This window comes from Paenibacillus sp. EB106-05-06-XG162 (genome assembly GCF_058791655.1).
Genome location: NZ_JBYTDT010000006.1, coordinates 151,014 through 170,462, shown reverse-complemented (window position 1 = coordinate 170,462; position 19,449 = coordinate 151,014). Strand labels below are relative to the sequence as shown.

Genomic DNA, 19,449 nt, shown 5'->3' with positions numbered 1-19,449 from the left:
TGTACGTTCCATATCTTTCGAGTTCTTACTGTATAATCTTGCTCGCCACAAACACAAGGTCCTCAATATCAATCTTCAAGTCTTTGTTCACATCCATATGTTTGACGCGTTCCCAATCCGGGCTTGTGGAAGTTGTACCGTAATTCGCTGCGATCATCGCTAAATCTCCGATACTTACCTTGCCGTCCTGGTTCACATCACCCGGAATGCCTGGATGGACGATCTCCGGCTTGATCTGAACAGAAATCGCAATAGGAGATGCCTTGGTTTCCTTTCCGGTATCATCGCCCAGTATGGCATCTTTGACTGAGATGGATGCTGCAGCGGCTTCTTCAACCCTGGCTGCCTTGAACTTCAGCTTCAATAGCTGTACATCACCCTTCATGCCAATTTCGGTTCCGTTACTTGCTATAATGAAGCGCAGTTTGCCAGGCTGGTCTTTGACGGTCGACACGAGACTGATTCCATCCTTAGCTGGTTCGGCAGAGATAAATTTGAACAACTTCGAATCGTACTCCATCGTCATGTCCAGCGCGTATACGCTCTGGGTTACGTCGCGAAGTCCGAACTTCATACCGAACTCCTTGCCGGATTCAACGCTGCTATCAGCCGTAAGTGTTGTTTCGGGTTGGTTGGATCCGGGTTCTTTGGCGTATGCCGTACTGTACTTGAGACTTTCATCAGATCCATCGCTTTGCACCGTGTAATAGATTCTTCCTGCTGCCAGGCCGAAATCCAACCCTTCAATCGTTAAGGTACCGTCTTTGGGAGCAACTTTCTCCGTTAATGCTTCCTTCGCATCCAATGATTTGTATAATCGAACCGTCTGACCCTGACGAACGCGTTCCAGTACAACTTGATCCTGAGCCCCTTCCAGATTCTTAGCGGTTACGAAATGCATCATGATGTTCTCGGTTTTCGGCAAAGCTCCCCGCTCGAACATCTGCCATTCATAGATACGGATCGCTCCCCATGGGGATGAACCGCTATTGTATACTTGAAGTTTGAATTCACGGGCTGTCACAGGCTGATCCAGGATAATATCTGTCACTGCGCTGTGATTATCACGGATCCGCTTGGCGCTGATCCAATTTCCTGATTCATCCTTGTACAGCAGCTCGAAATCAATCGTGTTCATGTCCTTGGCTTCACCGCCATATTCGGCATGCTCCACACGCCAACGGCGAATGGTCTTCGTCTCGCCAAGATCAATCGACATGTAACCGCTCTGTTTATTCGTAGCGCACCACTTACTGTTCCCTGTCTCTGTTCCATCCAGTGCCTTCGCAGCTGGCTCAGCTTCATTCTCAGCCGATACCCCTGTTACTTTGGCGTGCAGCGCGACATTCGGCGAGGACGAATGGTCACTGATTTCCGTCGCTGAAGTGTCTATGCCCCACTGGAATGCCACTCCAGTTGCTGTACCACGTTTATAGTCCTGATTCACTGGAACAATTTGTAGCGTTGTAATATTATCTGGCGAAGCATTCGCAGCCGTTCTCGTCATATTCGATGCATAGAAGTGGGTATTCGGCGTGACACCTAGGAGTGTTGCAGCCCCATCCGCATTCTTTTGATAAATTTCGTAATGGAGCACGTTCGGCTTCGGCGACCAGCTCATTCGAGCTTCTGCATCATAGGCGGTCCGTATCAGTTGCTCATCAATCTTGACGTTCTCCGGTGCGGATATTATTGGTGCGGTTGCATCATAGACAGAAATTTGGCCTAAATGAATCGCAGTATTCTCCAGGTTATCGGTATTACTAACACGAAGACTTAGGGCATACGCAGTTTTCCCCGATTCTCCGCCCAGGTCGATAACTGTCGATTGCCATCCTTCACCGGTCTTCGGCAGCGCATAATACTTCATCTGGTCCTGTGCATAATCCGCACTGTAAGCCACGCCAAGCGAAACATCGGCTCCCGCCTTGTTCTGATACACCAGTCGAACCCTTGTCTTGTCTCTGACCGGAAGCTTGGTGCTGTACAGCATGACGTCATTCACGGAAGCCGCATTTAATGGACCGCTGAATTTGAGCGAATTCCCGCCGTTATAAGCCATATCAAAGTCATAGGATACATTGATTCTGCTGCCAACACTACGAATCCACCAGCGCCAGGTTGGCATAATATCTTGCACGGAGCGGTTGTTCCACTCTTGTGAACTGGCTATTTTTCCATCGGCAAAATATTGTTTTCCGTGTCCGCTATTAAAATTGGTTGTAAAAGGTATCTCTTGAATGACCGATGAATCGGTCACAAATCGGGCCATCCCTTTCCAATTGGATGAATCGTCGGCAAGCGTTGGATCCCCTTGCGGACCTGTCCATAAATATTTCTCTTTCTCATGAAAGTCTGCTGGATTTGCGGCTAATCCCATCGTGGAGTTCGGTGTATAGAGGGCGATCGAAACTTTGGGCTGTTTCTGCTCATTGAGGAGTGGCGTTGTATTAATATTGGTATTATACGAATTCTGTTGGATTTCAAAGCCTGCATAAGCGTCATAAGGATCACGGTTATGACTTTTCATGGTGCTAACGGTTGTATTGATCTGACTCGTCCCCCAGTTGTAGTTCAAGAAGAACTCGTCAACCGCATACGCCCCATCGGCAGCTGGCTTCACATACATATCGTTATTGCTGTTGACTGCATTCTGGTAGGATACGTTACCATTATTGGACTGAGCATCATACCAGCTAAACCGAAGGTTCGATTTCCGCTTGACGTACCGCATCATTTCATTCATACGCTCTGCCGTCGCCTTGCTCACACCATAGGTCTCTTGGTTCACGAAATAACCGTCGAACCCGTAGTATTGAGCGACTTCGATCATTTTGTCGGCCACGGGGAACGTTCCATCCGGATTTTGCTGTGTGAACGCCGTCACCTCAGCCAGTGCGCCTAGGGTTCCGGACCCCCAAGGGAAGCCCACTGTTGCGTAGACAGGTACGCCATTACGATGCGCAGCATCGACGATGTCCGGGGATGGGATGGCGAAAATGCCTTCATTGGTTCCTGCCCAATAAATATAGGAATCTAACAGCTGCCAGTTATCAAATGCATAGACATTGAACTCATTGCTGCCGACGGAGCTTGCTTCATCATGATTCCATGTGGTGATTGCAGCCGAGGTAATGCCTGCCTGTGGATGTGCAAGTGGGTTTATCTGAGAGCCTTTGAATCGTTTCGTGTTCAAGGGGATGCTTGCGCGGTTCAAATCTGCGTCTGGATCGGTGTTAGGAGACCATCGAAGTAGGGTTTCAACTCGGAAAGCCGGTGCTAATGGCTGAAGGCTCAGCCGATCGGCATAATTCTCATTAATGACATCCGTTCCGTCTCCATTCACTGCGGCATAAGCCTCGGGTGTTATCATACTAACGACAAGGGGGAGTAGTAATACAAAAGATAAAATACGCTTATATCTAGCATTTTTATTTTTCATGTATTCCTCCTAGAATTGTATAATATGCTTCCAACACATCGAATCAATATGTACGAGCAGATTGTTCCTCCCTTCTATCGGCCTTAGCTACATATTAATCGATGTAAGCACTTTCATCTACCCAAAAATTTGTAGACATTACACTTTTTCCATATAAAAGAGCCCCTTCCAACGTTGAGGCTCCTCTTGTACGCGTATTCTCGGAATAACGATACACAGGTATCCATTGACTCCCACAAGACTTCGATAGAGCCCATGTTGCACGTCGACAGCAAAGGATTCCTGTAACACGTACATGAATGAGCCCCGAATCAATCCGGGGCTCTCGTTAACTGATCTTATCCTAGCATAGCAGCTTGCCGCTTGTAATGATCTTCCAACACCAAACATGCCATCGCTTCGACGACGGGCACAATCCGCGGACAAATGCATGGATCATGTCTACCTTCCGTCTTAATCTCTTGTTCCTCTCCCTTGACGTTGATCGTTCTCTGAGGTACAGAAATCGACGAAGTCGGTTTAACGCTGATCCGAAATACGATCTCCTGCCCGGTGCTAATCCCACCAATAATTCCGCCGGAATGATTACTTAGAAAGCCGCCGCTGCTCATCGCGTCATTATGCTCACTTCCCAGCATGGAAGCTGCGGCGAATCCCGCTCCGAATTCGATGCCTTTGACCGCGCCAATCGAGAGCATGGCCTTGGCGAGCTCGGCATCTAACTTATCGAATACTGGTTCCCCAAGACCGGGATTCACCCCACGAATCCGGCATTCTACGATGCCTCCGCAGCTGTCGCCAATCAGAGCCAACTGCTCAATCTTGCGAACCATTTCAGCACTTGCTATGGGATCACAGGCGCGCACAGCATTCTGTTCAATAGCTTCTTCGTCGAATGTTTGGCAAGCAATGCCCCCGATCTCTCGAGTATATGCCACCACCTGTACTCCTCTGTTCTCTAGCAACTTACGGGCCACTGCACCACCAGCAACTCTCGCAGCTGTCTCTCGGCCCGAAGCGCGTCCACTCCCCCGATAATCCCGAATACCGTATTTCTGCAAATACGTAAAATCCGCATGACCTGGTCGAAAGGCGTGCTGGATATCATCGTATGCACTAGGATTCATGTCGTGGTTATGAAGCATGACCGCGAGCGGTGTTCCCGTTGTTCTGCCTTCGAATACACCAGATAGGATCTGGACAATATCATATTCTTTGCGAGGTGTTGTCACGGAAGATTGACCAGGCTTTCGTCTGTCCATCTGTCGCTGAATATACAACTCGTCGATCTCGACGCCAGGCGTCACACCATCCACGATGACACCGACCGCCGCACCATGAGACTCGCCAAAGGTTGTTATTTTGAATATTTCACCGTAAGTGTTCCCTGCCATTTGCAATACGCCTCCTTGTTCAATACGCGATGTCTACGCCGAGTGCAGACAATCGTTCAAAATAATCTGGACAGGTCTTCGACACGCACCCTGGATCCGTAATCCGTATATTTGGTACCCTCAGACCAATCAAGGAAAGCGACATCGCCATCCGATGGTCGTCATGCGAATCTAGCAAAGCCGGATTCGGCTGGCCTGGATATATGGTTAATCCATCGTGATGCTCCTCTACCCGAATACCGAGTTTGCTTAGCTCCTTACAGATCGCGGCAATACGATCACATTCATGATGCCTAATATGCGCAGCATCTTTCAGTGTAATCGGTCCATCGGCAAAAGGAGCCATCGCTGCGATCGTTAGCGTCTGATCCGACCACTTCTTCATGCTCAGGGTAAAGCCGCCTTTGAGCTGGCTCGGCCCTTGCACTTCGACAAAGCTGTCGCCACGGAGAACGCTGCATCCCATAAGCTCTAATGCATCTAAGATTTCAATGTCTGGTTGACTCGCGTTCGCTGCGTTCACCCCTTCAATCCGAACGCACCCTGATGTCAGTGCTGCGGAGGCCCAGAAGTAACAGCATGTAGAAATGTCTGGCTCAAGCAAATAAGCCTGCCCTTGATAATGTCCTGTAGGAATCACGATGGATTGCCCGTCATTGGATATTTCCGGTGTTATCCCAAAGGAAGCCATCATATCGAGTGTCATTTGGACATAGTCCCGTTGAACGACTTCACCATCAATGTGTAGGGTGATCTGTTCAGAGGCATATGGAGCGGCTAATAGCAGCCCGCTTATAAATTGGCTGGATGTAGAGCCTGGCAGATGGACTTCACTACCTTGTAGACCTTTTGCTTGGAGCGTAAAGGGTAGACAGCGTTCGGACTGCTGATAATCAAATTGCGCACCTAAGGTCGTCAAAGCACTTAACAATGGAGAGAGCGGCCTTTCGCTCATTCGTTTACTCCCTTTCAAGGTCCAGGCTCCATGACCTACGGCTAGCGCTCCCGGCAAAAATCGTGCCACCGTTCCTGCAGCACCGACATAGAGTTCACCAGCATTGTTCGGCCAGACCCCTCCTGTGCCCTCGACATAAGCGGTCTCACCATCTATGACGACCTTTACACCAAGCTTCGTTAACGATTCGATGCACCAATACGAATCATCGCTTTTTAAGATTCCATGAAGTTGTGATTTTCCGTCAGCTAGTGATGCAATGATCAAAGCTCGATTCGTAAGACTTTTACTCCCAGGTACACGAATGCTCCCATTCACGGGTGATTTAGGAGGATTGATCTTCACTTCCTGTTTATCGTTGTGGGTCGACCACGGGGAACGCGCTTCCCAGTCCGGCTGATTCAATATCATTTCCGTCCACCTCTTTTGTTTTATCGGTTAATACCAATTATAATAAGGAAGATGTAATAAGTGAAATCGGAATTTTAACATATTGTCATAGAGGTGATCTATATCATGATAAATCTTGAATGGTATCGCATCTTTCTGCATACAGCCCAATGTAGAAATTTAACGAAAGCCGCGCAGCAGCTCCATATTACGCAGCCCTCTGTGAGCTATGCGATAAAACAAATGGAAGAGGCGCTCGGACTGAAATTGTTCCATCGACAATCCAAAGGCGTGGAACTCACGGAAGAAGGACGTGCATTGCTCCAATATGTGGAACAGTCGCTTGCGATGCTGGATTCAGGTCAGAAACATCTTCATAATCTAAAGCAGCTGCACGAAGGAGAAATCCGTATCGGGGCGAGTGATTCACTTATCAAACATCTGCTGTTGCCGCAGTTGAATGCTTTTCATCAGGCATATCCGGGCATTCGCATTCGTCTTTCTCATGGGAAGACACCAGAAATCACGCAGCGCCTAATAGAAGGCGAGATCGACTGTGGCGTCTTGCACATGCCGATTCAAGAGCCAAAGCTGCATATTCAACCGCTGGCTGTGCTGGAGGATTGTTTTGTCGTTGGGGAGGCGTATCAGGAGCTCGCAGGTCGATCGCTTACAACGGAGGAACTTGCAGCGCTGCCGTTAATTCTGCTATCTCCGGGGAGCAGTACGAGGATATTCATCGAACAATGGTTTGCGGATAGAGGGCGTTTGGTCAAGCCAGATATTGAGCTCGGGAGCGTTGACTTACTCGTTGAATTTGCAAGATTAGGTTACGGGGCCGCTTTCATTAGTCGTTCATTCGTACATGAAGAACTTCTACGTGGAAAGCTGTTTGAACTGAGGCCCATTGACCCCCTCCCTCCTCGTAGCATAGGCTTTGCAGTGAGACATGATATGAAGTTATCCGTAGCAGCCGACATTTTCGTAGCGCTTCTTCGTAACTCTTCGGAAGGAATGTAATTGCCAGAACGCCAAAAGATCACCATCCTCCTATCAAAACAGGGAGTTGGCGATCTTTTCGCTGTAACGCTTCTATCTACCGCTTCGCTGCATATTTCCGCATGTCGAAGGCAACCGCTGCCACAATAATGGAGCCTTTAATGATGAGCTGCCAATATGGACTTACGCCGATAAAGGTTAGACCATAGTTAATAACAGTGAAGATGAGTACGCCTGTGACAACGCCGGGCACCGTTCCAATCCCGCCTGTCGTCGATACGCCGCCGACAACACAAGCTGCAATGGCATCGAGTTCGTACATGTTGCCGTAGTTATTCGTTGCCCCGCCTGTACGCGCAGCTTCGAGCACACCCGCCAAGCCGTATAAAGCCCCTGCAATCGAGTAAATATAGATGAGATTTTTACCGACGTTAATACCGGATACCTTAGCTGCTTGCTGATTGCCACCGATGGCGTACATATTTTTACCCAGCTTTGTTTTGTTAAAGACAATCCAGACGAAGACCGAAACGATGATCGCAATGATCACAATATTCGGGATCGAGACACCTCCGAATCCGACACTACCCGTACCGAAAATTTCTTTAAAATCTTTGCGCAGACCGCCAATTGGCTGCGAATTATTCGGATCCATATCGAAATAGAGCGAGTTCACCCCATAGACAGCGACCATCGTACCTAATGTCGCAATGAACGGCGGAACCTTGAACTTCGCGACAATGACCCCGTTGATCAGTCCGAAGATCAGACCGACCAGAATAGCTAATGCAATAGGTAGGAGAAAATTGATCTTCCCCAAATCCGGAAAAAATTTGTGTGTATAATCCGTCATCTGCAGCATAGAAGCCGATATGACGGCAGTAAGCCCAACAATGCGACCTGCGGAGAGGTCTGTTCCGCCTGTAATTAATATAAATGCAACGCCGAGCGCGATAATAATCCGTGTTGACGATTGATTCAGGACATCTCGCAGTGGACCAAGTCCGAGGAATGATGGATCATAGATTGCGATAGCCACAATCAGTAGGACAAGTACAATATAAATGGCGTTTTGTGATATTAAGCTTTGAATTCGTTTGGTTTCCATATTTCGCTCTCTCCCTTACACACACTAGTGCTGTGCAGCTAACCGCATAATTTCTTCCTCTGTCGCTTGCTCCCGATCGACTGTGCCTGTTAACTTCCCTTCACTCATCACGATGATGCGATCTGACATCCCGATCAATTCTGGCATCTCTGAAGAGATCATAATAATGCTCTTCCCTTGCTTCGCAAGCTCTACAATAATGGAATAAATCTCATATTTTGCTCCGACGTCAATGCCGCGCGTCGGTTCGTCTAATAGTAGAATTTCCGGCTCTGTTAACAGCCATCGTGCAAGCAGCACCTTTTGTTGATTGCCGCCCGATAGATTCATGATGAGTTCCTTCGTAGAAGGCGTCTTCGTACGCAATTTTTCTACCATAGCATCCACGGAACGTCTCTTCTTCTTTTCATTCAATAGAAGGAATCGTCCACGGTAATTGTCGATATTAGCAATCGCGGCATTCTCATGGACCGATAAGACCGGAAAGATCCCCGTTACTCTTCGTTCTTCCGTTAACAAGGCCATGCAATGCTTCTTCGCGACTTCGGGAGACTTGATCTGCACCTGCTGTCCATTGATATGAACTGCTCCAGATTCAATCTCGCGAAGTCCGAATAGCGCCTCGACCAATTCTGTCCGCTGCGCTCCGACTAATCCACCGACGCCAAGTATCTCTCCGCGCCGTAGGTTGAAGCTTATATCTTTGAAAGAGTTCGCAAGCGGTGAAGTGAGTCCCTCCACCTGAAGCAGCACCTCGCCGGGAGTATGCTCACGTTCTGGAAAACGATTCGTCAGATCTCGTCCAACCATACGCGAGATGATTAAGTCGGTCGTTAACTCAGCCGCTGGCCAAGTGCCGATTTTGTTCCCATCCCGCATGATCGTCACTTCATCGGAGATTCTCAGAATCTCTTCCATCTTGTGCGAGATATAGATAATCGAGACCCCTTGTTCCCGGAGTCCTCGTATAATCCGGAACAATTGCTCCACTTCCACATCGGTCAAGGAAGAGGTCGGCTCATCCATCACGATGATTCGAGACTGGAGTGAGACCGCTTTCGCTATTTCCAAGGACTGCACCTTTGATACCGATAACATATGCACCATCGTCTCGGGTGACAGATCGATATCCAAGCCGCGGAATAGCTCTCGTGTATCTTGAGCCATTTTCCGATGGTCAATGAATTGAATCGGGCCGATGCCGCGTGTCGGGAATCTGCCTAGCCACAAATTCTCCATCACGTTCCGATATGGAACGGGATGTAATTCTTGATGGATCATCGAGATGCCTAGGCCCAAGGCAACCTTGGAATTCGGTATTATGACGGGTTCTCCACCCAGTTTGATCTCTCCGCCATCCGGTGTATAAATTCCGAATAGGCATTTCATTAACGTTGATTTCCCCGCACCATTCTCACCCATTAAGGCATGGACGGTGCCCGGACGCACTTGAAGCGTGACCTGATTCAATGCTTTGACGCCAGGGAACTCTTTGACAATGTTGTTCATTTCGAGCACATATTCATTCTGTGGCATCCCTATTGCCTCCCATAATCCGAAATGAAGAGGAGAAATCTCGACATTCGAGGCTTTCATCCTCCTCAGCATTCATTTACACTTTAAGGCGGAATAACCGCTTACTTCGCGTCTGCCATATTGTCTTTCGTAATTTTCTTATAGGAAATCCAGATGTATTGGTTGTCTGTAATATCGAATCCGACATTCTCTTTGGACGGCTTCTCCCCTTTGGCAAGGACGCTAGCCAGCGTAATCGATGCTTTCCCTTGGTTCTTCGCGTCATTCAAGACGGTACCGAGCAACGTTCCTTGTTCGAGCGCTAGTAGAGCCGGTGCCGTTGCATCAACGCCTACGACCGGCATGTATTTATTGTCTTTGAAATAGCCGTTCGCCTTTAGAGCTTCAATCGCGCCTAGTGCCATATCATCGTTATTCGCAAGCACGGCTTCGATCTTATCGCCTTTGGAAGCGAGGAACGCAGCCATCTTCTCTTGTCCTTTCACCAGATCCCACATCGCCGTATCTTCAGCTAGTTTCTCGACTTTGATGCCTGCATCCTCAATCGCTTGCACAGAGAACTTCGTCCGCAGCTCCGCGTCTTGGTGCCCAGGTTCCCCTTTTAACATGACATATTGAAGGACGCCATCCTTGTTCTTATCCGCTTCAGGATGTGCTTTCCAGTAATCCGCGATCAGCTGGCCTGACATCGTACCGGACTCTTCCGCCTTCGCGCCAACATAGTAGACTTTATCCCATTTCTTCATATCTTCTGGCAGCGGTTCACGATTTAAGAAGACCACAGGGATATCCTTTGGTTGCGATTTGTCAATAATGACACCCGCCGCTGTACGATCTACGGGATTGATGATGAGCGCCTTGGTATTCTTCGTAATGAAGAGATCCACTTTATCATTCTGTGTTGGCTGTGAATTCTGGCTGTCTACAATTTCAACCTGGGCAATCCCTTTGGCATTTGCTTCGATCGCGTTCCGAACGCCTGACATGAACGTATCATCGAATTTGTAGATCGCAACCCCGACCTTTGGTTCGCTTCCACTGTCCCCGGCATCTTTGCTTCCCGTCGAACAACCACTAATCACCGTAACGAATAGCGCACTAGCTAATAACATCGACGTTAATTTCTTCATCTCTGTTGACCTCCTCCATAATTAAATCCATTTGACCTACGCTTACATTATCTCGCGCCAGCCCATCGTAATGAATCCAAAATCCTCATCATTTCTATAAAAATCCTCATTAAAATAGTTATCGCACAAAAGGAAATAATAGCTTCTGATTCTCCGGCCATAGCATGTTCTCCAGATCAATAACTTTAATCCCGGTGTCGATGCGGTCTGCAATTTTGCGACCCTCGATCAATTCAACCGCATATTGTACAGCTAAGTATCCATTATTAAAGGGATTCTGAACGACCAAGGCCTGCAGGGTACCATCCTGAAGCATCTCCAGTGTCTCTTGCGGACTATCGAATGCAATCACCTTCACCATCCCACCTAATCCCGCCTCTTTTACGGCTCGGCCTACTCCAATGGAGGCTTCCGCGTTCAAGGTAATGATCCCATCGAGATCCGGATAGTCCCTGAGCCAATCCCTCGTCATTGCAGAGGCCATCTCCCTACTAGATTGGCAATAGGCTATATCCAGGATTTGAACATTCGGATAGCGAGCGACATAATCAAGCAGACCTTCCTCACGTTGATTCGCGTTACGCGCTTCTTGCACGAAGTTCATCACAGCAATTTTCCCGCGACCGCCTAACAAATGAATCATTCGTTCAGCAGCACGCTGTCCGGCTTCATAGTTATCCGTGCCAATATAGCTCTTCACTCGTGCCGAACCGACCTCGGAGTCTATTGAGATGATGGGTATGTTATTATTAGCCGCTCGGTCTGTAACCTGTGCGAGCCTCATATAATCACTTGCCGCGAGCAGCAAGGCATCGGGATGTTTCTGAATTGATTCATTCACGAGGTTTATCTGACCTTGAATATCATCTTCATTCGGAGGTGCAAGGAAACGGAGATTTACGTTAAATTCCTTCGCAGCGACCTCTGCTCCCATCCGCAGCGTACTCCAATAATCACCGTGATTCATCTTCACGATCAGATCAATATGCCGATCATGATTATCCCTGAGCAGCCCCCCATCAACAGAACATGAGGTTAGCAGAAGGCAGCCGATCATCCATGTGACGAACATGCCTTTCCTAAGCATTATGCCTCACCTTCTTCCTGCGATCGTTCTAATGGAAGAGTGATCCGTACGGTCGTGCCTTCTTCCAGCTCACTCTCGAATTGGATTCCGTATTCCGAACCATAATGCAGCTGAATCCGTTGATTGACATTGCGCACTCCAACACCGGACCCCTGCGAATTTGGTACCCCATGCAACAATAGTCGATCCAAGACGCCCTGCGACATGCCAAGTCCATTATCCGTAATTTCAAATAGGAGATGACCTGCTTCTACTCTCGCTATAATTCGGATCATTCCCATATCGGCCATTTGTTCAATACCATGCACAATCGCATTCTCAACAATCGGCTGGAGAATCAGCTTCATCGTGAGGCAAGGCAAGACCTGCTCCTCTGCTTCAATCGTATAATGGAATTTATTCTTATACCGGATGGTCTGAATAATCAGATAATGCCGGACATGTTCCAGCTCTTCTTGTACGGTAATGAAGTTCTTACCTTTGCTAAGACTAATGCGAAAAAAACGGGATAAAGAAGTAATTGCCGAAACCGCCTCGCCGCTATGCCCTTTCTCGACCAGCCGGATGACAGAATTGAGCGTATTATAGAGAAAATGGGGATTGATCTGCGCTTGCAGCACATCAAGTTCGCTCTTCCGCTTCGCTTCCTGCTCGACGATGATCTGATCCATCAGATGCCGAATCTGCTGCAGCATGACATGATACCGCCTTGAGAGCTCTTCAACTTCATAGATCCCGGATACAGGGATCGGTGTATTCAGATGGCCTTCACCCAACATCTTGACGGATTTGGCTAATCGCTGAATCGGTGATGATATTCGCGCGGAGACGAAGATGGCGAGGAGTAGAACAAAAATTATCACAACGATCAAGAACCAGAGCAGAAACGTGCTCAGCTCCGATTTCGTCGTGAGAAGCTCATCTTTATAAGCGACGCCAATCACCTTCCAGCCAATGGGATTCACGGTCTTGATCGTGATCATACGCTGCTCCCCATTCAATTCATCTTGGTAACTCCCGTACGAATAGGTAAGTACACGCTCCAAATCCTCGTATTTCAGACCGGCATAAATGAGCTGCTGCTGCGGGTGATAGACAATATTCCCGTAGGAATCAATGATATAGACATATCCTCGCTTCCCGAATACCACTTGTCTGCTAAGCTCATCAATCGTCTTGAAATTCATGTCTACGACCAATACCCCTTTGCTGTCCATACCATTCTGCTGATAGGCTATTTGTTTACTGAGAGAGACAGCCCATTTGTACTGTGTCTTGAACAGGTTCTGAATATGGGGTGAGGATACGGATAATTTATCCGGATCTTCTAATGCTGAATTGAACCAGCTCTGCCGCTGAAGCAACGTATTAGGCCTCATCGCAAGCTTCGGAATATTCACCACACGCTTACCATCCCTGGTGAATACGGCGATGGATATCAAATCTTCACGCGTCTTCATGATTGAGTTCAATTGTTCTTCGAGTATAGGGTTCGAAAAGGAAGAACTGCGATCGATCGTCTCTTCTACAACTTCAAAAATGCTCGTCAAGTTCTTGACGTACATCTCCAGATTGTATTTCACCTGTTCGACGACCTGTCCCATATTTAATTCTGCAGTGTCTTCTGCCGTATTCGAAAATTTGTTATATAACATGAAGCTGACAATCAAGACGGTAACGACCGTAATGAGTATGAAGAAAAATGCAATTATGAATTGTATACGATTGAAATACTTCATGCTCGGGCACCATTCCGATAATCTTTCGGCGACATGCCGAACTTCTTGCGGAAGCAGAAGCTGAAATAATTCGGGTCACTATATCCAACATACTCCGCAATTTCAAACGCTTTCATATCTGTCGTGCGGAGCATCTCCTTCGCGGCTTCCATACGCAGATCCAGCAAATAATTCACGAACGTGGTTTTGACTTCTTTCTTGAAGATACTACTGAAATACCCCGCGCTAATATGGAGATGCTGGCAAATTCGCTGAATTGACATGTCGCTCTCAGCAAAATGAAGCTTGATATACGCCTTTGCTTCATCAACGAGTTTTTTGTAGCTGGTCTGGCGGTCAACAGCGATATGATCCATTAATTGCAGGCATATATCCGTGATCCATTGCCTCGCTTCCAGTACATTATTGCACTTGTAGATTTCAGCAATTGGCAATTGTGCGCTGCCGAACAGAGTCACGAGTTCAACCTCCATATCCTTAGCAACCCGGATGATGGCCATCAAGATTTCAATACAATAGATTTGAAAATCTTGAATCGAAAATGTTGCCTCTTCTACAATATCAAATAAAAGCTGAATCATTTCCTGCGCTTCCTCTGCCATCCCTACTTTGATGCACCGTACGAGCGCCTGTTCTTTCATCTCATCGAATAAAAGCGGGTTACGACGCTTCGTCTCAACGTCTTGGATCCAGATTACACGATCATTTCCAAGAAGCAATCGATAATTGAGCGCTTGTAAGGCATCAGGATATGATGCGTGTAATGCTGTCAATCTGCCCTGAATCGAACCTACGCCAATCGTCACCGTTAATTTCAAGTATTTATATACGTTCAATCGAATTTCTTCTAGCATCTCCATCGTGACTTGACTGAGGAAATCATCTTGAACATTGTTCAGCATGGTCAAGACAATGACATGATTGTGATGGATGAACACATATCCGAGATGATGATTCCGTACAATCTCGTCTGCAATATTTAGCATCGCGAATTGCAAGAGATAAGCATCCCTCTGCTCCAAGCGATGGTTATCGATTTGAATGACTGATATCATATAACAGCTTCCCATAAGCTGAAGATCGTACTGAGTGCACTTCTCACTAATTTCGTGCTCAGAACATGGGCGCGTGATCAAGGAGGATAGGAACACACTCTGCAGCACAGGCAAACTCTTCTGATACTTCTCTCGCAATGCATTTAGATTCTGCATGTCGAATAATTCTTTATCCATCTGCTGCTTTACTTTCGTAAGCGCTTCCATCAAGTCGGAAGCGGAGAACGGCTTAAGCACATATTCATCAATATGAAGCTTAATAGCTTTTTGCGCATATTCGAATTCATCATACCCGGTCAGAATAATGATTTTGATCGATGGATACGTCTTACGAACCCATTCTGCCAGCTGGAGACCATTCATAAATGGCATATGGATATCCGTCACCACAATATCAGGCATGACCTTCTCAATTTGCTCCATCGCTTCTTTTCCGTTCTCCGCCCGCTCTACCACTTGGAAGCCGTACGATTCCCAGTCGATCTCTTGCAGCAATCCTTCTCTAACGTCTTCTTCATCATCCACGAGTATCAAATTGTACATGTTGCGGCTCCTCTTCCTGAATTCGAAAAAAAACATGAACCTAAGAGTAACCTCTGTAAGTTCATGCCTTGAACACTACTATATAAAAATAGGGGAAAATACGCCTTTCGGCAATACCTTTTGCAAAACTTCCGAAATTATTTCCATCATATAACGTTCTGGCTTCGCAATCTAGCGAAATACATCGCTCCTGAACATGGTTTGTGCTATGAATCGTTGTGATCTCACTCATTCGCATAATCCTCTTTACGTTGATGATGTATCATCGGATTGAGGCTTCTTGTTGTTCTGCAGCACTTGCAAATACGCATCTAGCCGGTCATATCGGTCCTCCCACAAACGTCTATAAGATATGAGCCAATCATCCATTTCTTGAAAAGGTTCTTGGCGCAGTTTATATATCCTACGGTTGGCGTCTGCAATCACATCAACGATCCCGGCATCTAGAAGTACGCGTAAATGCTTGGAGGCTTGAGGCTGCCGGATACCTAACCGTTCACTGATCTCTCCAACAGTAAGAGGACTGGATTGCAGCAATTCGACTATTTGAAACCGGTTCGGCTCGGCAAGGGCACTGAATATGCTTGCTTTCATCGATGAACCCGCTTCCTTCCTAAATAAAACTCATGATTTGATGTACTAATAATATATCACGATCGGAATATTCCTGTAAAGGAATATAATGGGATCGTCATTCATCTTTAAATCAAAAAAACTGCCTCAACGAATTGAGACAGTTGACAACCGACGAATTATTTCTTCAAATGATACGGTACAGTCGTGATTATCACATTTCGACGGAACAGCAAGTGTGCACGAATCATCAAGCTCGACTGGTTATGCAAGATATTATGCCAGCCTTTCTTCGGAATAAACTGTGGGATAATGACCGTCACCTGATAGTTGGATTCGCCGGCTTTACGCTGAACGGTATCAATAAATTTCGTTAATGGATTAATGATATTTCGATACGGTGAATGCAAGGTCACAAGTCTCACGTCAGGCTGCCATTTGTTCCACTTTTCCTCGAAAATCAATTCATCTTCTCGTTCGAAAGGAACGTGTACCGCAATGATCTGGTGAGGTGACAATGACTTCGCGTAATTCAGCGAGTTCTCAACCGCATGTGTAATCCCTGCGACTGGAAGAATAATGACATTTCCCTCAATCGGTGGGGCAGGCTCACAATCTGTAATGCGAAGCTGCTCGCCCACCGCATCGTAGTGCTTCCGAATTTGATGAAATATAGCAATAATTATCGGCAAGAAGATTAATACGGACCACACCTGTGTAAATTTGGTGACGAAGAACACGAGTGTGACGATCAAGCTAATCGTAGCGCCGGTCGTGTTAATAATAAACTTGGTAACCCAGCCTTTCGGCTTCTCACGGATCCACTTCAGCAACATCCCGGTCTGAGACAGTGTAAATGGAATAAATACTCCGACGGCATAGAGTGGAATGAGATGTTCCGTCTTCCCTTTGAATGCAACAATTAAGATAATGGACATGACCGCTAAGAAAATAATACCGTTCGAATATCCCAATCGGTCTCCACGCATGGTGAACATTCTTGGGATGAATTTATCTTTGGCTAGATTAACCGCTAGCAATGGGAAGGCAGAATACCCTGTATTCGCCGCAAGGATCAAGATTAATGCCGTCGTTCCTTGGATGAAGAAATACATAAAGTTCCTTCCGAAGGTCTGCTCAGCGATCTGTGATACAACCGTAACCTCTGCTTTAGGAGAAATTCCATAATAGTACGCTAAGAAGATGATCCCTGAAAATAAGAGCGCGAGTAATGATCCCATTGCAATTAACGTCTTCGCTGCGTTATTCGGTGCAGGATCCTTGAAGTTCGGTATCGCGTTCGAGATCGCCTCCACGCCTGTTAAAGCTGAACTTCCTGATGCAAATGCTTTTAAGAGCAGGAACAAACTGATTCCTGCGACCGGTGTCCCGATTGGGGCATGCAGATCAGGGGATACTTGACCTGTCAGGATATTATAAATGCCCACGCCCGATAAAATGAATAAAGCAAGTACGAACAAATACACTGGATAAGCCAAGATAGAAGCTGACTCCGTTACGCCCCTTAAATTTAAGATCGTAATAAACACAACAAATAGAATGGCAATCCCTACGTTATGTTCATGCAGACTTGGAAATGCGGACGTAATGGCATCTGTACCAGCAGATACACTTACGGCAACCGTAAGAATATAGTCAACTAATAGAGAACCGCCCGCGACCAACCCAGGGTACATGCCAAGGTTTTCCTTGGATACGACATAAGCCCCACCACCGTGCGGATATGCAAAAATAATTTGACGATAGGATAAAATTAGAGCGGTTAATAGAATTAAGACATCTATTCCAATGGGGATCGAATACCAAAATGCAGCTGAGCTAATGGTGATCAGAACAATTAAAATCTGCTCTGGACCGTATGCGACAGAGGATAAAGCATCTGAAGACAGAATAGCTAATGCTTTCGTTTTATTGATTTTTTGTTCGCCCAATTCCGTTGATTTGAGTGGTCTTCCAATTAATACTCGTTTTAAAATGGATAACATCGTAAGTATTGCTCCCCTTTTGGTTAATACAACTTGTAATCTGAATATGTGGCTATAATGCCTTGTATCGCAATGTTTTATCCATGTCAAAGACCAACCTCCAAGCCGTCATTTACGCATTTTGACAATAAAAAACCACAGAGGTGTGAACCTCTGTGGTCATATTGACACGATCACAGTATTCATATCCTCTCTCTCGATCAACGCTTACGAGGTTAGCTGTCGGATTCGGATGGCGAGAGTCACCCTACTGCATAACTGCAGATTCACCCCATGTGATGATACATTTATATCCATCACGTTGGTTCCCCCGTTTTCCCTAACGGAAAACTCAGCGAATATAAGAATTTATTGTAATGATTTATCTTGTAATGTTCATTTCCAACATTGAATATTACGCCATATTGATATCCTTGTAAAACGCGAAAAAGATGGCTGCAAATAAAAAAATGGGCGATTTTAATACCAAGAAAACGTTTACTTGTATCTTGCTCTTTCATTATCTATTTCACACGCCGTAATTCTTTATTTTTTATAAAAAATCCTCATCTGTCAGGTCAGCCTTGACAGTCATGGCAACTTTGCTCCCTGCAGCTGCAGCATAGATAACTTGAGAAGGTCTTACATAAGCCGCGTCTCCTGCTGCGTATAGACCTGCAACAGAGCTCCTACCTGCTGGATCGGTCACAATACCCCCGTATGCTGTCGTCTCATAGCCAAGCTGTTCACCAAACACAGCTTTAGGTACGAAGGTAGGGGTAATAAATCCTCCGCTCCGCTTGATCCAAGTGCCATCAGTAAAATGAACTTCTTCCAACATTCGATTCTTACCTGTAAAAGCTTTGATTGGTTTATTCATGATGCGAATTCCTTTGGATGAGAGGATATCTTGTTGCTCCTTCGTTAAGATTTCAAGTCCATTCGTACAGACAACTAAATCCTGACTCCAGTTATACAGAATTTTAGCCGTATGAAATATTCCAGCTTCTTCTGACACAATGACCAGTGGCTGATCCCGAAGCTCCCATCCGTCACAATAAGGGCAATTAAATAAACTTGTTCCATAAAAGTCGTGCAGACCTTCAATGTCAGGGAAGACTTCCCTCAACCCTGTAGCCAAAATAACCTTTCTTGCTTGGATGATTTCATCCGACTGGGTACTGATTTCGAACCCCTGCTCTGTCTTGGATATATGGGTTACGTCAACTTGCCAATGCCGTACGGATGGATAACGGAGTACCTCTTCGTAGGCAATACGCCTGAACTCGGCAGGTGTGACGTTATCTCTCGTAATAAACCCATGAGATGCATGTGTAACGCGATTCCTTGGCTGATTATTATCTATTACCGCTACACTCCGCCTAGCTCTTCCCAGTACTAACGCTGCATTTAACCCTGCTGGACCTCCGCCAACAATAGCACAATCGTACATCATAAGAATCATCCCTCCGAAATTTAAAAGATATCAAAGACATATTATATCTACAATTGA

13 protein-coding genes and 1 riboswitch are annotated in these 19,449 nt (G+C 46.4%); of the genes, 1 reads left to right on the top strand and 12 read right to left on the bottom strand.

The annotated features are described in order from the left end of the window. Positions 1–25: 25 nt before the first annotated feature. The 3 genes from AC3WU2_RS15480 to aroA all read right to left on the bottom strand — a co-directional run bounded on the left by AC3WU2_RS15480 (position 26) and on the right by aroA (position 6,202). Entirely contained in the window at positions 26–3,442 is a 3,417-nt protein-coding gene (locus AC3WU2_RS15480; RefSeq protein WP_492455610.1) for an endo-beta-N-acetylglucosaminidase, read from the bottom strand. A 338-nt stretch (positions 3,443–3,780) separates the two neighbouring features. Further along, entirely contained in the window at positions 3,781–4,836 is a 1,056-nt protein-coding gene (gene aroC / locus AC3WU2_RS15475) for a chorismate synthase (RefSeq protein WP_492455608.1), read from the bottom strand. Between the two features lie 19 nt (positions 4,837–4,855). Then, on the bottom strand, positions 4,856–6,202 hold the full coding sequence (gene aroA, locus AC3WU2_RS15470; RefSeq protein ID WP_492455606.1) for a 3-phosphoshikimate 1-carboxyvinyltransferase: 1,347 nt from the start codon (positions 6,200–6,202) through the stop codon (positions 4,856–4,858). 105 nt (positions 6,203–6,307) lie between these two features. Here aroA and AC3WU2_RS15465 point away from each other — a divergent pair, with 105 nt between their 5' ends. Beyond that, positions 6,308–7,201: a LysR family transcriptional regulator gene (locus AC3WU2_RS15465; RefSeq protein ID WP_492455604.1), complete on the top strand. Its 894-nt coding sequence runs from the start codon at positions 6,308–6,310 to the stop codon at positions 7,199–7,201. A 76-nt stretch (positions 7,202–7,277) separates the two neighbouring features. Here the strand turns inward: AC3WU2_RS15465 and mglC are convergent, their stop codons facing one another. From mglC to AC3WU2_RS15420, 9 genes are all read right to left on the bottom strand, one after another. Continuing rightward, entirely contained in the window at positions 7,278–8,288 is a 1,011-nt protein-coding gene (gene mglC / locus AC3WU2_RS15460) for a galactose/methyl galactoside ABC transporter permease MglC (RefSeq protein ID WP_492455602.1), read from the bottom strand. A 24-nt stretch (positions 8,289–8,312) separates the two neighbouring features. Then, positions 8,313–9,824, bottom strand: coding sequence for a sugar ABC transporter ATP-binding protein (locus AC3WU2_RS15455; RefSeq protein ID WP_492455600.1), 1,512 nt, complete (start codon positions 9,822–9,824; stop codon positions 8,313–8,315). 101 nt (positions 9,825–9,925) lie between these two features. Further along, positions 9,926–10,954, bottom strand: a complete 1,029-nt coding sequence (locus AC3WU2_RS15450) for a galactose ABC transporter substrate-binding protein (RefSeq protein ID WP_492455598.1) — start codon at positions 10,952–10,954, stop codon at positions 9,926–9,928. Between the two features lie 118 nt (positions 10,955–11,072). Further along, entirely contained in the window at positions 11,073–12,041 is a 969-nt protein-coding gene (locus AC3WU2_RS15445) for a substrate-binding domain-containing protein (protein ID WP_492455596.1), read from the bottom strand. Continuing rightward, positions 12,041–13,780, bottom strand: coding sequence for a sensor histidine kinase (locus AC3WU2_RS15440; protein ID WP_492455594.1), 1,740 nt, complete (start codon positions 13,778–13,780; stop codon positions 12,041–12,043). The genes AC3WU2_RS15445 and AC3WU2_RS15440 overlap by 1 nt, the downstream gene beginning before the upstream one ends. Further along, positions 13,777–15,378 (bottom strand): response regulator, encoded by a 1,602-nt coding sequence (locus tag AC3WU2_RS15435; protein ID WP_492455592.1) that lies wholly within the window; start codon positions 15,376–15,378, stop codon positions 13,777–13,779. Before AC3WU2_RS15435 ends, AC3WU2_RS15440 begins: the two co-directional genes overlap by 4 nt. Before the next feature lie 246 nt (positions 15,379–15,624). After that, positions 15,625–15,972, bottom strand: coding sequence for an ArsR/SmtB family transcription factor (locus tag AC3WU2_RS15430; protein WP_492455590.1), 348 nt, complete (start codon positions 15,970–15,972; stop codon positions 15,625–15,627). Positions 15,973–16,130: 158 nt separating this feature from the next. Further along, positions 16,131–17,957, bottom strand: coding sequence for an APC family permease (locus AC3WU2_RS15425; RefSeq protein WP_492455588.1), 1,827 nt, complete (start codon positions 17,955–17,957; stop codon positions 16,131–16,133). Between the two features lie 188 nt (positions 17,958–18,145). Further along, positions 18,146–18,304, bottom strand: a riboswitch (cyclic di-AMP (ydaO/yuaA leader). A 185-nt stretch (positions 18,305–18,489) separates the two neighbouring features. After that, positions 18,490–19,392, bottom strand: a complete 903-nt coding sequence (locus AC3WU2_RS15420; protein WP_492455586.1) for an NAD(P)/FAD-dependent oxidoreductase — start codon at positions 19,390–19,392, stop codon at positions 18,490–18,492. Positions 19,393–19,449: the final 57 nt, after the last annotated feature.

Excerpts from the sequence above, each read along its gene's own strand:
- AC3WU2_RS15420 (WP_492455586.1), bottom strand. The coding sequence starts at position 19,392 with ATGATGTACGATTGTGCTATTGTTGGCGGAGGTCCAGCAGGGTTAAAT.
- aroA (WP_492455606.1), bottom strand. The coding sequence starts at position 6,202 with ATGATATTGAATCAGCCGGACTGGGAAGCGCGTTCCCCGTGGTCGACC.
- mglC (WP_492455602.1), bottom strand. The coding sequence starts at position 8,288 with ATGGAAACCAAACGAATTCAAAGCTTAATATCACAAAACGCCATTTAT.
- AC3WU2_RS15425 (WP_492455588.1), bottom strand. The coding sequence starts at position 17,957 with ATGTTATCCATTTTAAAACGAGTATTAATTGGAAGACCACTCAAATCA.
- AC3WU2_RS15440 (WP_492455594.1), bottom strand. The coding sequence starts at position 13,780 with ATGAAGTATTTCAATCGTATACAATTCATAATTGCATTTTTCTTCATA.
- AC3WU2_RS15430 (WP_492455590.1), bottom strand. The coding sequence starts at position 15,972 with ATGAAAGCAAGCATATTCAGTGCCCTTGCCGAGCCGAACCGGTTTCAA.
- aroC (WP_492455608.1), bottom strand. The coding sequence starts at position 4,836 with ATGGCAGGGAACACTTACGGTGAAATATTCAAAATAACAACCTTTGGC.
- AC3WU2_RS15445 (WP_492455596.1), bottom strand. The coding sequence starts at position 12,041 with ATGCTTAGGAAAGGCATGTTCGTCACATGGATGATCGGCTGCCTTCTG.
- AC3WU2_RS15465 (WP_492455604.1), top strand. The coding sequence starts at position 6,308 with ATGATAAATCTTGAATGGTATCGCATCTTTCTGCATACAGCCCAATGT.
- AC3WU2_RS15480 (WP_492455610.1), bottom strand. The coding sequence starts at position 3,442 with ATGAAAAATAAAAATGCTAGATATAAGCGTATTTTATCTTTTGTATTA.
- AC3WU2_RS15450 (WP_492455598.1), bottom strand. The coding sequence starts at position 10,954 with ATGAAGAAATTAACGTCGATGTTATTAGCTAGTGCGCTATTCGTTACG.
- AC3WU2_RS15435 (WP_492455592.1), bottom strand. The coding sequence starts at position 15,378 with ATGTACAATTTGATACTCGTGGATGATGAAGAAGACGTTAGAGAAGGA.
- AC3WU2_RS15455 (WP_492455600.1), bottom strand. The coding sequence starts at position 9,824 with ATGCCACAGAATGAATATGTGCTCGAAATGAACAACATTGTCAAAGAG.